General features: G+C 46.3%; 12 protein-coding genes and 1 pseudogene. 11 read left to right on the top strand and 2 right to left on the bottom strand.

Features of this window, described 5'->3' with window-relative positions; all coding sequences use genetic code 11:
• Positions 1-86: 86 nt before the first annotated feature.
• Complete coding sequence (gene rpsT, locus ACZLMD_RS03685) at positions 87-350, bottom strand: 30S ribosomal protein S20 (RefSeq protein ID WP_022306816.1); 264 nt, start codon at positions 348-350, stop codon at positions 87-89.
• A gap of 184 nt (positions 351-534) precedes the next feature.
• On the opposite strand from rpsT, the gene gpr reads away from it, so the two are divergent.
• The 4 genes from gpr (at position 535) to hemW (ending at position 6,017) form a co-directional block, all read left to right on the top strand.
• On the top strand, positions 535-1,437 hold the full coding sequence (gene gpr / locus ACZLMD_RS03680) for a GPR endopeptidase (protein WP_489495136.1): 903 nt from the start codon (positions 535-537) through the stop codon (positions 1,435-1,437).
• 53 nt (positions 1,438-1,490) lie between these two features.
• Entirely contained in the window at positions 1,491-2,855 is a 1,365-nt protein-coding gene (gene spoIIP / locus ACZLMD_RS03675) for a stage II sporulation protein P (protein WP_489495135.1), read from the top strand.
• A gap of 152 nt (positions 2,856-3,007) precedes the next feature.
• On the top strand, positions 3,008-4,822 hold the full coding sequence (lepA, locus tag ACZLMD_RS03670; protein WP_118559647.1) for a translation elongation factor 4: 1,815 nt from the start codon (positions 3,008-3,010) through the stop codon (positions 4,820-4,822).
• Positions 4,812-6,017 (top strand): radical SAM family heme chaperone HemW, encoded by a 1,206-nt coding sequence (gene hemW, locus ACZLMD_RS03665; protein WP_489495134.1) that lies wholly within the window; start codon positions 4,812-4,814, stop codon positions 6,015-6,017. The genes lepA and hemW overlap by 11 nt, the downstream gene beginning before the upstream one ends.
• Positions 6,018-6,216: 199 nt before the next feature.
• Here hemW and ACZLMD_RS03660 read toward each other — a convergent pair whose 3' ends face one another.
• Positions 6,217-7,443 carry a UTP--glucose-1-phosphate uridylyltransferase gene (locus ACZLMD_RS03660; protein ID WP_482523527.1) on the bottom strand — a complete coding sequence of 409 codons (1,227 nt, stop codon included), beginning with the start codon at positions 7,441-7,443 and terminating at the stop codon, positions 6,217-6,219.
• Between the two features lie 196 nt (positions 7,444-7,639).
• Here ACZLMD_RS03660 and ACZLMD_RS03655 point away from each other — a divergent pair, with 196 nt between their 5' ends.
• The 7 genes and pseudogenes from ACZLMD_RS03655 to ACZLMD_RS03625 all read left to right on the top strand — a co-directional run.
• A complete protein-coding gene (locus ACZLMD_RS03655) occupies positions 7,640-8,305 on the top strand; it encodes a hypothetical protein (protein ID WP_022306822.1) in 666 nt (221 codons plus the stop codon).
• A complete protein-coding gene (acpS, locus tag ACZLMD_RS03650) occupies positions 8,295-8,708 on the top strand; it encodes a holo-ACP synthase (RefSeq protein WP_455056932.1) in 414 nt (137 codons plus the stop codon). The genes ACZLMD_RS03655 and acpS overlap by 11 nt, the downstream gene beginning before the upstream one ends.
• A 50-nt stretch (positions 8,709-8,758) precedes the next feature.
• On the top strand, positions 8,759-10,306 hold the full coding sequence (locus ACZLMD_RS03645) for an NAD(P)H-hydrate dehydratase (protein WP_482523526.1): 1,548 nt from the start codon (positions 8,759-8,761) through the stop codon (positions 10,304-10,306).
• Between the two features lie 66 nt (positions 10,307-10,372).
• Positions 10,373-11,545 (top strand): alanine racemase, encoded by a 1,173-nt coding sequence (gene alr / locus ACZLMD_RS03640; RefSeq protein ID WP_022306826.1) that lies wholly within the window; start codon positions 10,373-10,375, stop codon positions 11,543-11,545.
• Between the two features lie 179 nt (positions 11,546-11,724).
• Positions 11,725-12,072, top strand: a complete 348-nt coding sequence (locus ACZLMD_RS03635) for a type II toxin-antitoxin system PemK/MazF family toxin (RefSeq protein WP_022306827.1) — start codon at positions 11,725-11,727, stop codon at positions 12,070-12,072.
• A 78-nt stretch (positions 12,073-12,150) separates the two neighbouring features.
• Positions 12,151-12,630, top strand: coding sequence for a 23S rRNA (pseudouridine(1915)-N(3))-methyltransferase RlmH (gene rlmH, locus ACZLMD_RS03630; RefSeq protein ID WP_022306828.1), 480 nt, complete (start codon positions 12,151-12,153; stop codon positions 12,628-12,630).
• A gap of 87 nt (positions 12,631-12,717) precedes the next feature.
• Positions 12,718-12,831 (top strand): annotated as a pseudogene (locus ACZLMD_RS03625) (response regulator); the annotation flags it as partial.

Raw genomic sequence — 12,831 nt, 5'->3', positions numbered from 1 at the left:
ATCATAGATTTTCTACAAAGTAAGAAACATACAAAAAAGAACTGCCCACACCTAAGCAGTTCTTTTTTGTATAAAAATTGATTTCATTATGCAATCTTATTGACAGCAAGTGTCAGACGGGAAATCTTTCTGGAAGCAGTCTTCTTGTGGAATACACCCTTGCTGGCTGCCTTATCGATTTCTGAAATTGCTGCAACCAGAGCAGTATCAGCTGCGGTCTTATCCTTAGCAGCTACAGCAGCGTCAACTTTCTTAATAGCAGTCTTAACGCTTGACTTGATTGCTTTATTTCTCTCTGCATTTCTGCGATCAACTAAAATTCTCTTCTTTGCTGATTTAATGTTAGCCATTCTCTTTACACCTCCCAATCGTGAAATCTACTGTTCCATCAATCTGTGGACACGGTCACTATGATGTAAACATACTCATATATAATAGGGGATTCTCTTTGTGTTGTCAATACATATTTTTCATTTTTTTACAAAAAATAGGATAAAAGGACCAATTTTGAAAAAAGAAGGGAGAACAGGGGCAATGGAGAGAAGAACCGATCTTGCACTGGAGGTCAGAGAAAGCTTTCCGGGGGATGATGTAGAGGTGTCCGGAGTGGTACTGGAGGAGGAGAATTATCTTGATGGCAGGATACGTCTTACGATTTTATCGATCAAAAAAGAGAAGGGGCAGGAGCAGATGCGTAAACCCATCGGTAATTACATTACGCTTGAACTGACAGAGAAGGGAAAATATGATGATGACGATGAACGGGAAAAGACAGCGCAGACCATTGAAATGATCATTGCGCAGACGATACAAAAGCTTGCCCCGAAGGAGGGAAATGTCTATCTGGCAGCAGGTCTTGGAAACCGCTTTGCAACGCCGGATGCACTGGGACCGTTTGTTTTGGATGATGTGCAGGTAAACAGACATATTAAAGAGTATTTTCATGATCTGATGACAGGCAGCAGGACATTATGTGCTGTCGCACCGGGAGTAATGGGGCAGACCGGAATGGAAAGCAGAGAAATTCTTGGAGGAATTATCCACGAAGTAAAGCCCTGCTGCCTTCTCGTTGTGGATTCACTGGCAGCAGCAAGCGTGCACCGTCTCTGCACAACGATCCAGATTACCGACGCAGGTATCTGCCCGGGAGCAGGAATCGGTAACAACCGCAATGCGATCAACGAAAAGGAGTTAGGGATACCGGTTATTGCAATTGGGGTACCAACGGTTGTCGATGCATCTACAATCGTATCTGAATGTATGGAGAACACTCTGCTCAAGGAGGGCTACACCCTGGAACAGATCGATCTGTTCCAGAAAAGCTTCGCCGGTGAGATGATCGGACAGCTGTTTGTAACACCTAAGGATATTGATGAACAGATCCGGGAAATTGGGAAACTTGTTGCAAGAGGAATCAACGCCTTTATTGATGCATAAACTGTAATAGTGCAAATGTAAAACGGCAGCAATAGGAAAGGTATGGGGCGAGTATGGGAATCAATATGACACAAAAAGTAAAAGCACGTTTTATAGTGTTCTTTCTTCTTGGGACAGGTTGTATGCTCGCATTGCTCTGGAAACAGAATTCTATGCTGCGAAGTCTGAACGAACAGAGTGCGGCATGGCTGGTAGAAACCGGGGCGGCAGGAAGCGATACCATATCTTATTTTAAACAGGGAGAGCAGAACAAAAAAGGCAGGTGGCTTCTTAATGCCGTGCCGGTTCTTGCCTATCTGGCAGGCAATGAGGAAAAGCTTGCCGTCCGGGAGGATAAAAGCATGAGTGAATTTGCAATGCTTTATCCCGGCAGAAGTTTAGCAAAAGGAACCTGGAGCGGTGCGGCAGCCCACTGGGCGCGGGGAAGCCGGGCACTGGAAGCCTGTGATGAGATCGTTCTGGCAAAGAAGGAAGCCGAACAGGAGGAAGAGGATGCGGTAGAAACTTCTCTGGAGTTGGATGCGGATGCAGCCGTTGCCGATGCGGCAATGCAGGAAAATCAGACGTATCGTGAGAAAAATAATAAAAACAGTCAGAAGATCAACAAAGAAGAAATGGTTCTTTCCTCCGGTATGGATAATCAGAAAAAAATCCAGAATCTGCAGCGAACAGGAAGTCTCAACTATCTTCTTCGTAATTTTTATATTGTAGATTCTTCAACCTCCATCAACAAAAAAATCTTTGATGTCGAAGCATTGTTAAACACAAACCTGTCCATGAAAAAGACAAGTGAACCGCAGATCTACATATTTCACACGCACGGTGCTTCCGAGCATTTTATTGACAGCAAGCCGGGGGATAAGTCGGAATCGGTTGTCGGAGTCGGGACATACCTCGCGGACATTCTGGAAAAGAAATATGGTTATCAGGTGATCCATGACGAAACGGAATATGACCGGATCAACGGAAAGATTGACCGCAACAAAGCTTATAATAAAGCTGCAACGGGACTAAAGAAAGCCTTGAAAGAAAATCCGTCCATTCAGGTTGTGATCGATCTGCACAGAGACGGTGTCGGTAACAAGGTGCATCGCCTGACAACGATCAATGGAAAGAAAACAGCGCAGGTAATGTTCTTTAACGGACTTTCCAGAAACCGTAAGGGGGACATCCGTTATTTGAAAAACGATAATCTGCAGGCGAATCTGTCATTTAGCCTTCAGATGAAAATGAAATGCATGGAGCTGTATCCAAACCTTGCCAAGCCGGTGTACTTAAAAAGCTATCGGTACAATCTCCATATGAGGAAAAGATCGTTGCTGATCGAGCTTGGAAACGAAAATAACACGCTTGCGGAGGCGAAAAATGCCATGGGACCTCTGGCGAAGGTGCTGAATCAGGTGTTGTCGGAAAAATAGATTTATGATACAATGTGCGCGAAGGCAATCATTGAAGACATATGATATAATGAGTCCAAAGGACTCATATTAGGAGTTTCTTCGAAACTCCGTTATGCGCAGAAATTGTGCGCAGACATATGATTTAATAAAGAACAGAATGAGGTAACAAAATGGAACGAATTGATGAATCCCATATCCGGAATTTTTGTATTGTAGCACATATTGATCACGGAAAATCAACGCTGGCAGATCGTATCATTGAGAAGACCGGTCTTCTGACAAGCCGTGAGATGCAGGCGCAGGTTCTGGATAACATGGATCTGGAGAGAGAGCGTGGCATTACGATCAAGGCGCAGACCGTGCGTATTGTATATAAGGCGAAAAACGGAGAAGAATATGTATTTAACCTGATCGACACACCGGGACATGTCGATTTTAATTATGAGGTTTCCAGAAGTCTTGCGGCGTGCGAGGGAGCAATCCTGATCGTGGATGCAGCGCAGGGCATCGAGGCGCAGACACTGGCAAACTGTTATCTGGCATTGGATCATGATCTGGAAATCATGCCGGTTATCAACAAGATTGATCTGCCAAGCGCAGAGCCGGAACGTGTAAAGGAGGAGATCGAGGACATTATTGGTCTGGATGCCTCCGATGCACCGCTTATTTCTGCCAAGATGGGAACCAATATTGAGGAGGTACTGGAACAGATCATCACAAAGATACCGGCACCATCCGGAGATATAGACAAGCCATTGCAGGCTCTGATCTTTGATTCTCTCTATGATGCGTATAAGGGCGTGATCATTTTCTGCCGTATCTTCGATGGCTCGGTAAAGAAGGGACAGCAGATCACAATGATGGCGACCGGAGCCAAGGCAGAGGTTGTCGAGGTTGGTATTTTTGGTGCCGGTCAGTTTATTCCGTGTGAGGAATTGTCTGCCGGTATGGTTGGCTATATTACCGCAAGTCTTAAAAATGTCGGAGATACCCGTGTCGGAGATACGGTCACATTGACGGAACGCCCTTGTGCGGAGGCACTTCCGGGTTACAAAAAGGTGCAGCCGATGGTATACTGCGGTCTTTATCCTGCAGATGGTGCTAAGTACGGAGATCTTCGTGATGCGCTCGAGAAGCTGCAGTTAAATGATGCGTCTCTCCAGTTTGAGGCGGAGACCTCTGTTGCACTCGGCTTCGGATTCCGTTGTGGTTTCCTTGGTCTTTTGCATCTGGAGATCATTCAGGAGAGATTAGAGCGAGAGTACAATCTGGATCTGGTTACAACGGCTCCGGGTGTTATCTATAAGGTTTATAAGACCAACGGTGAGGTGATCGATGTTACGAATCCATCTAATCTGCCGGATCCGTCTGAGATCGAGCATATGGAGGAGCCTGTGGTCTCTGCAGAGATCATGGTTACGACGGAGTTTGTCGGTGCGATCATGAATCTATGTCAGGAGCGCCGAGGCGTCTATAATGGTATGGAGTATCTCGAGGAGACGCGTGCTGTCTTAAAGTACGATCTGCCATTGAATGAGATTATTTATGATTTCTTTGATGCATTAAAATCCCGTTCCCGCGGTTATGCATCGCTCGATTATGAGATGAAGGGATATGTACCGTCACAACTTGTGAAGCTTGACATTCTGATCAACCGTGAGGAGATCGATGCTCTGTCCTTTATTCTTCATGCAGATACGGCATATGAGCGTGGAAGAAAGATGTGTGAGAAGCTCAAAAAGGAGATTCCGAGACAGTTGTTCGAGATTCCGATCCAGGCAGCGATCGGCAGCAAGATAATTGCCCGTGAGACCGTTAAGGCGATGCGCAAGGACGTGCTTGCAAAATGCTATGGTGGTGATATTTCCCGTAAAAGAAAGCTTCTGGAGAAGCAGAAGGAAGGAAAGAAGCGGATGCGTCAGTTTGGTAATGTCGAGATTCCGCAGCAGGCATTTATGTCTGTCTTAAAGCTGGATGAAGAATAAAAGAAATCTGTCGCTATATATTCATGTCCCGTTTTGCGTACAGAAGTGCCGTTACTGTGATTTCTATTCGGCAGCAGCCGGGGAGGATGAGAAGCGGGCGTATACAGCACTTTTGTGCCGGGAAATAAAGAGCTGGGGAGAACGTCTCAGAAAGGATTATAAGCTGTACACGGTGTTTCTGGGAGGTGGGACTCCAAGCTGCCTTGCCCCGGAATGCCTTGTGCGCATCGGACAGACGATTAGAGAGTCCTTTGAATGCAGTGATCTGATCGAATATACCACAGAAGCCAATCCGGGAACCGTGACGAAGGAACATCTGACCGCATGGCAGCAGATGGGCATCAACCGGGTCAGTCTCGGTCTGCAGTCAGCCGTTAATGAAGAGTTAAGCATGCTCGGCAGGATCCATACCTATGAGCAGTTTCTGGAAACGTATCATCAGGTACGGGAGAGTGGAATAGACAATATTAATGTTGATGTGATGGCGGCAATTCCGGGTCAGACGATGGAAAGCTATCAGAAAACCCTAAGAAGAATTGTAAAGCTTCAGCCGGAGCATATATCCTCTTACAGTTTGATCGTAGAACCGGGGACCGTTTTTGGAGACTGGGAGGAAAATGGGACATTGAACTGTCCGAATGAAGAGACGGATCGCGCAATGTACCAGTGGACGAAACGGTTTCTGGATGAAAACGGATATCACCGGTATGAGGTTTCCAATTATGCACATAAAGATATGGAATGTGTACACAACTGTGTCTACTGGACCGGTGGTGAGTACCTTGGCGTCGGAGTTAATGCGTCCTCCTATCTGGGAGGCTATCGTTTTCAGGTACCGCTGCAGGCAAAGCAGTACGAAGCATATATTAAAAAGCTGGAGGAGAGTGTTTCTATAGACGCTGTCAACAAAGACGGGATTCTTGAATGTATGCAGGATGTCGAGAAGGTGGAGAGGACGGCACAGATGGAAGAGTTTATGTTTCTGGGTCTTCGAATGATACAGGGCATCTCAAAGCAGGAATTTTCAAGTAGGTTTGGGGTGGATATCATGTCTGTTTACGGACCGGTGATACAGCGTTATGAACAGGAGCACTTGCTGGAACAGACGAGGGATGGTTATCTTTGTTTGACGGAGCATGGCATTGATGTCAGCAATCAGATCCTGGCGGATTTTCTGATCGACACAGAGTCTTAGAAGACTACCGGAAGCAATAAAAGCTTTGGGACGTTTTGCACTCTAAAATTGCTTCGTAATTCTCGCTGGATTTATACTCCACTATAAGCACTTTACTGTACGAAAAACCGGACAGCAATCATTACGACTGCTGTCCGGTTTTTCGTACAGTATTTCAAAAATCTTTTGAGCATAACACCAAATATCAGAAAGAAAAAAACTATAAAGTATATCCGTTCTGCTGAAGCAGTGCGCGGGCACTCTCTACGGAATCAATACCGGTTTTATTCTTGACAGGAGCAAACTCCTTCTCGCGGACAACCTCATAAGGAAGACAGGTGTCCAGAAGATGGATCATATCGAGGATCAGTGACTCGAACTTACAGCCGTTTGGTTCCTCCGGTTTAATGAACTCACCAGCCTCATTCATATATGGAATTTTCTTCTCAACAACGTGAAGCGGAAGTGCGGTATCACAGATCTCCTCCAGAGACTTTTCATGGAACAGATAATTTAAGATCACACCAAAATTGTAAGCAGGCTCGCCATCTGCATTCCTGGTGTTGCGAAGCTGCTCTGTCTGTTCATAATACTCAACGATAGAAGGTCTGCCATCCTCGAGGCACATTACTCCAACCTTCTCGTCAGGGTCAGCCTTGCGGACAACCTTGGCCCCTACCTTACATTTCCGGGAGAGTGTTGCACCGATAAAGCAAGGATCGGCAATGCGCTGCAGCACATTATCTACCGCAAATACATTCAGCCATTCGATTCCGGCGTCATGTATCAGAGAGAGCAGACCTGCGCGCTTTAGAGAAGCAAACCAGCCGCCGTTGCCGTTTGGTGATGTGGCAATACGGCTTTTGGATTCCATATAGACCCTACCCTCATAGGTTGCTGCCGGAGCCATTTCCTGACGGAAAAAGTGGATGTACTCCGGATTGTAGCCGAAATATTTCTGCTGTTCAAAGAAAGAGGTTGTTGCCTCATGATTCTTGTCACTGGTCATGACAAACAGATGGATCCATGTGCCTGCCTGGTCAACCACATCGAAAAGATTACGGATGATGCGCTCGAAAATATAAACCGGTTTTGTAATACCGATATCATACATTCCCTTTGGATTGTCGGAGCCAAGACGTGTACCCATGCCGCCTGCCAGAAGAACAGCGGCAATCTTGCCGGCACGGATTGCTTCCAGTCCGGTTTCGGTAAAGTTTTCTGCATTCTCCGAAATCTCAGAGAGTGTCATTGCCTGGATCGGCGTAATCACACCGCGTGCCTGCTCACCCTTACCGGCGGTGATCTGCTCCGTCACCGAAAAATCTGTTTCCTCAATCTGCTCCAAAAGTGCGGCTTTCTCTGTATCAGAAAGTGTATCATAATACTGCAGCACATGCTCCTGATGGTACTTTGCTAATAATTCTTTTGCTGTTTCAAGTGTCATAATATTCCCTTTCCCCGCCCAAAACTCTATTATACGGCGGCATTGCTCAGATGTTGGCTTAGAGCCTGTTTCGTATAGTTAACCAATAGTATACAAAACTATCTTCAAATAATCAAATGTTGTTCAAAAAATGCCAATTGTGGTATAATTAGCTTTAAACAAAACCAAGCGTATGCTCGGAAGGGAGGAAACTTTCATGGGAAGAAAGAGGAAAAGACAGGAAGAGGAACAAAGGACCGTCTATTTTTTAGAATCACTTCAAAACAGGCAGATCCCGTTGCTTCCACTAGATGCAAGGTGGCATGAGCTTTTTCCGGACTTTCGCAAAACAAGCAGGATAAAGGCACTAGAAAAGCGTTTAAATAAATTGATCCAGAAGCAGGGACAGACGAATAATGATCTGAAGGAATACGAAAAAGCCAAAAAGGTATTGATGAAGAACATCGTTGATAATATGACGGATGGACATGAGGTGGACAGTCCGATCCGTTCCATGAAGCAGGACCGGAATCAAAAGCTTTTGGCAGACCTGAAGGATAAAAGGGAAAAGGCTGAGCAGCTTGTGTGTGAGCTTCCCACAGAGATCGAACAGGCGAACAGAGAGCTTTTAGTGGAATGCATGCGTGTCTGTTATCAGGAACTAATGGATAATACTCATGAGATCGAGGCAATCAACGAGTGGGTGAAGGCAACCAGAGAACGCTTAAAGGACGAAATCCTCAAGAAGCAGGATATGGAAATGCGAAATACACAAATGTACAAATATATGCATAATCTTCTCGGAGCAGAGGTCGTTGAGATCTTTGACAGAGAGCATCAGGTATGGAAGGGCAATCTGGAGGAAAACGAAATTGGAGAATAATACAGCTATTTACGGAGTTGGGACAGATCTGGTCGAGATTGCACGGGTGAAAAAGGCGATTGAGAAAAATGAGCATTTTCTTCATCGTTATTATTCAAAGAGGGAACGGGAGCTGATCCAACAGCGCGGACACAGGATGGCAGCCTGTGCAGCATCCAATTTTGCCGGAAAGGAAGCCGTCGCAAAGGCATTTGGAACCGGGATCAGCGGAAAGGTCCGGATGGAACAGATCGAGATCCTGCGCAGAAAAAACGGTGCCCCGTATGTAGAATTAACAGAGGACACCCTTGCTTACGCCAGAGAGCATTATATCGGTGCGATCCATATTTCCCTGACAGACACCGATTCCCTTGCCATGGCGTATGCGGTAGCGGAACACAGTGCGGAGCATACAGACGATTAAATTAAATCATGAAACAAAATAGAATTAATAATGGAAAGGAGCGATTGCGTATGCAGTATATTACAGATGCCAGAGAGGCAAAAGAAATTGACCGTATGTCTATTGAAGAGATCGGGATCCCATCGATGGTTTTGATGGAAAAGGCAGCACTTGCCGTAGCGGCATGCGTTAAGGCAAATGCAGAACCGGGCAGTCATGTGGCAGCCGTATGTGGTATGGGTAACAATGGCGGTGATGGTGTTGCGGCGGCACGGCTGCTGTGGGAGGACGGATTTTTGGTGACAATCTGTCTGATCGGCAATGAGGAGCATGCCAGTGAAGAAATGAAAAAGCAGCTTGCCATTGTCCGAAAATTGGGACTACACATATGCACAGGACTTCCCTCGGGTGAATATGATGTTATACTGGATGCGATTTTCGGAATTGGTCTTTCCAGAGAAATCGCCGGAGAATTTGCAGATGCCGTCAACTGGATCAACGAACAGGATGCATTGCGCTTTGCCGTGGATATTCCATCCGGAGTTAATGCGACTACCGGAGAGATCCTGGCGGTAGCTGCAGCGGCCGATTTTACGATAACCTTCGGCACCAATAAGCGTGGAATTGTATTATTTCCGGGTTGTAATTATGCAGGCACGGTGATCGTGTCAGATATTGGATTTCCGAAAAAGGCAGTGGAGGAGATCAGGCCAAGAGCGTATACCCTGACCCGTCAGGATGCCATGGAACTGATGCCGCCACGGATTCTTCGTTCCAATAAAGGAAGCTACGGAAAGGTTCTTGTGATCGCCGGATCGGCGGAGATCAGCGGCGCGTGCTATCTTTGCGCTGCGGCAGCCGGACGTATGGGAAGCGGGCTGGTAAAGGTGTTTACAGCTGCAGAAAACAGCACAGTGATCCGTACCAGACTGCCGGAAGCACTGGTGGCAACGTATGACAGCACACTTGACTATTCACAGCCGGAGAACCGGCTCGAATTGTCGGGACGTTTGCAGGAGGAAATCAAATGGGCTTCCTGCATCGTGATCGGTCCCGGAATTGGGACAAAGGAACCGGCAGGAATCCTTTTAACCGAAGTATTAAAGGAGAAAAATAAAGCGATCGTCATTGATGCGGACGGACTGAATGTTCTTTCCGGCAAGGATGAATATTTTGTAGAGCGTGAGGACGGTACAAGAAAGCTTGCACTGTCTGCCAATGTTGTTATGACGCCGCATCTGCAGGAAATGACAAGACTTACACGCTTTGAACTTCCTCTGATCCGCGCAAGGATCGTTGATCAGGCACTTTTGGCTCTCGAATGTGCGAATGGACAGACGCTGGTATTAAAAGATGCCAGAACAGTTGTCACCGACGGAGGAGAGGTGTATATTAATACTACCGGCAACAATGCACTTTCCACGGGAGGCACCGGGGATGTGCTGACTGGCATGATCGCCGGACTTCTGGCACAGGGAATGCGACCGAAGAGAGCGGCAGTTCTGGCTGTTTGTCTGCACGGCATTGCTGCCGATGAGTACGTCAGGGACAGAGGCGGACGGTACAGCATGATCGCCAGCGATCTGCTTGATATGCTGCCGCAGATCCTGCCGAAATAACAAGAAGAGCAGTGACGTTGTATAGACATAGACATACACTGTGACTCGAAAGAAATGGAGATAACAATGAGAGATTATTATAGAGTATATGCAAATATTGATCTGGATGCGATTTATGAAAATGTCGTAAATGCCAAAAAACTCACTAAACCGGGAACAAAGCTGATGGCGATCATCAAGGCGGATGCCTACGGTCATGGAGCGGTAGAGGTCGCCAGGACACTGGACGATGTTGCCGACGCCTACGGTGTTGCGATCCTGGAGGAGGGAATCGAGCTTCGTCAGGCTGGCATTGATAAGCCTGTCCTGATTTTGGGATACACCCCAAAGGCATTGTATCCGGCGATGATCAAGCATGATATTGCGACAGCAGTATTTACCTGGGAGATGGCGCAGGAGATTTCACAGACTGCAGAGGCACTTGGCAGAACGGCACGCATTCACATCAAGTTAGATACCGGTATGAGCCGTATCGGATTTAAGCAGGATGACGAAAGTCTTGAGACGATCTGCCGGATCGCAAAGCTTCCGAATATATCAATTGACGGCTGCTTTACGCATTTTGCGAGAATGGATGAGACTGATAAGACTTGGGCGTTAAAGCAGTTTGAGCGTTATCAGGACTTTGTAAAGCGACTGGAGGAGGCCGGCGTGACATTCCCAGTCAAGCATGTTTCCAACAGTGCCGGTATCATTGAAATGCCGCAGGTAAATCTTGATATGGTAAGAGACGGTATTGCTGTTTACGGTATGTATCCGTCCGAAGAGGTGGATAAGTCCAAGATCCTTCTGCGTCCGGCAATGGAGTTAAAGGCGTATGTATCCTATGTGAAAACACTGGAGCCGGGTGTTCAGATCAGTTATGGCGGCACATTTACGACAACAAGAGAGACAAGAGTAGCCACCGTTCCTGTCGGATACGCCGATGGTTATCCGAGAGCATTGTCCGGAAAAGGGCATGTCCTGATTCACGGACAGTATGCACCGATCCTCGGAAGAGTATGCATGGATCAGTTTATGGTGGACGTCACGGATATTCCGGATGTCACACAGGGGGATGATGTGACTCTCGTTGGAAGAGACGGCGATGGTTATATCTCTATTGAGGAGGTTGCCAATATGGCGTATTCCTTTAATTATGAGTTTGTCTGTGATGTCGGAAAACGTGTTCCGCGTGTGTATTACCGCCACGGTCAAAAGATAGAGACAAAGGATTATTATCCCGAATTTGACATTTAATCTGTACTATTTATGGGACAGATAGAAACAAACGTATAACGATTCCATTTTCTGGTAATAATGGAAATAACATTTCATATACGGATTCTTTCAAGAGGATTCCTGTCAGGTACATAGGAAACAAACGTCTGAGAAACGCATATGAGGTGAGAATTTATCAGAATGGAGCGTGAAATGGTTTGAATATTAAAAGAGGCGATATATATTTTGCAGATCTGCGGCCGGTTGTCGGTTCAGAGCAGGGAGGCGTCCGTCCGGTTCTCATCATACAGAACGACATGGGCAATTGCCATAGTCCCACAGTGATCTGTGCGGCGATTACATCAAGAATGAACAAGGCAAAGCTGCCGACGCACATTGCTCTGGATGCCGGTAAATATCATTTGATGAAGGACTCCGTCATTCTGCTGGAACAGATCCGTACGATCGATAAATCGCGCCTCAAGGAGAAAGTATGCCATTTAGATGATGCAATTTTGCACCGTGTCAATTATGCACTTTGCATCAGTCTGGCACTTGATGTGTAATAATGTCATGCAGACCTATGAAGAAGTCATTCATTAGAGAAAATATATTGCCGATTTACAAAAAAAGCGAGGAAAACGTTGAAAATTACGATATTAACCGTAGGAAAAGTAAAAGAAAAATATTTCACAGGGGCGATTCAGGAATACAGCAAGCGGCTGAGCCGCTACTGTAAACCGGAGATCATAGAGGTTGCCGACGAGAAAACGCCGGATCGGGCAAGTGAAAGGGAAGAGGAGCTGATCCGCCGGAAGGAAGGCGAACGCCTTGCCAGATACCTGAAGGATGACGCATATGTGATTGCCCTGGCAATCGAAGGGAAACAAATGTCCTCCGAGGCGTTTGCACGCAAGCTGGACAGGCTCGGCATCGAAGGTAAAAGCCATATTATCTTTATCATCGGCGGATCGATCGGACTTGATCCAGAGATACTAAAGCAGGCGGATGAGCTGCTCAGTTTCTCGCCGATGACCTTCCCACATCAGTTAATGCGTGTGATTCTGCTTGAACAGATTTACCGCGGGTATCGGATCATACATGGGGAACCATACCACAAATAGAGTGCAGGACGTTGGGAGATGAGTAATAAAAACAATATCTACTCTGATATTAAATATATATAGTTAATAAAGAGAGGTGCATATGCTATGCCTGGTATACTCGTGGTTGAAGATGATGAAAATTTAAATCGTGGAATTACATTTTCACTGAAAAAATCCGGATACGAGGTTTTTTCAGCAGAATCAGTGAAAAAGGCGAAA

Source organism: Jutongia sp., assembly GCF_057878315.1.
This window is presented reverse-complemented; position numbering and strand designations above follow the sequence as displayed.

What these genes read in the sequence shown, in the direction of transcription:
- rpsT (WP_022306816.1), bottom strand. Translation starts at nt 350, where the DNA reads ATGGCTAACATTAAATCAGCAAAGAAGAGAATTTTAGTTGATCGCAGA.
- gpr (WP_489495136.1), top strand. Translation starts at nt 535, where the DNA reads ATGGAGAGAAGAACCGATCTTGCACTGGAGGTCAGAGAAAGCTTTCCG.
- spoIIP (WP_489495135.1), top strand. Translation starts at nt 1,491, where the DNA reads ATGGGAATCAATATGACACAAAAAGTAAAAGCACGTTTTATAGTGTTC.
- lepA (WP_118559647.1), top strand. Translation starts at nt 3,008, where the DNA reads ATGGAACGAATTGATGAATCCCATATCCGGAATTTTTGTATTGTAGCA.
- hemW (WP_489495134.1), top strand. Translation starts at nt 4,812, where the DNA reads ATGAAGAATAAAAGAAATCTGTCGCTATATATTCATGTCCCGTTTTGC.
- ACZLMD_RS03660 (WP_482523527.1), bottom strand. Translation starts at nt 7,443, where the DNA reads ATGACACTTGAAACAGCAAAAGAATTATTAGCAAAGTACCATCAGGAG.
- ACZLMD_RS03655 (WP_022306822.1), top strand. Translation starts at nt 7,640, where the DNA reads ATGGGAAGAAAGAGGAAAAGACAGGAAGAGGAACAAAGGACCGTCTAT.
- ACZLMD_RS03645 (WP_482523526.1), top strand. Translation starts at nt 8,759, where the DNA reads ATGCAGTATATTACAGATGCCAGAGAGGCAAAAGAAATTGACCGTATG.
- alr (WP_022306826.1), top strand. Translation starts at nt 10,373, where the DNA reads ATGAGAGATTATTATAGAGTATATGCAAATATTGATCTGGATGCGATT.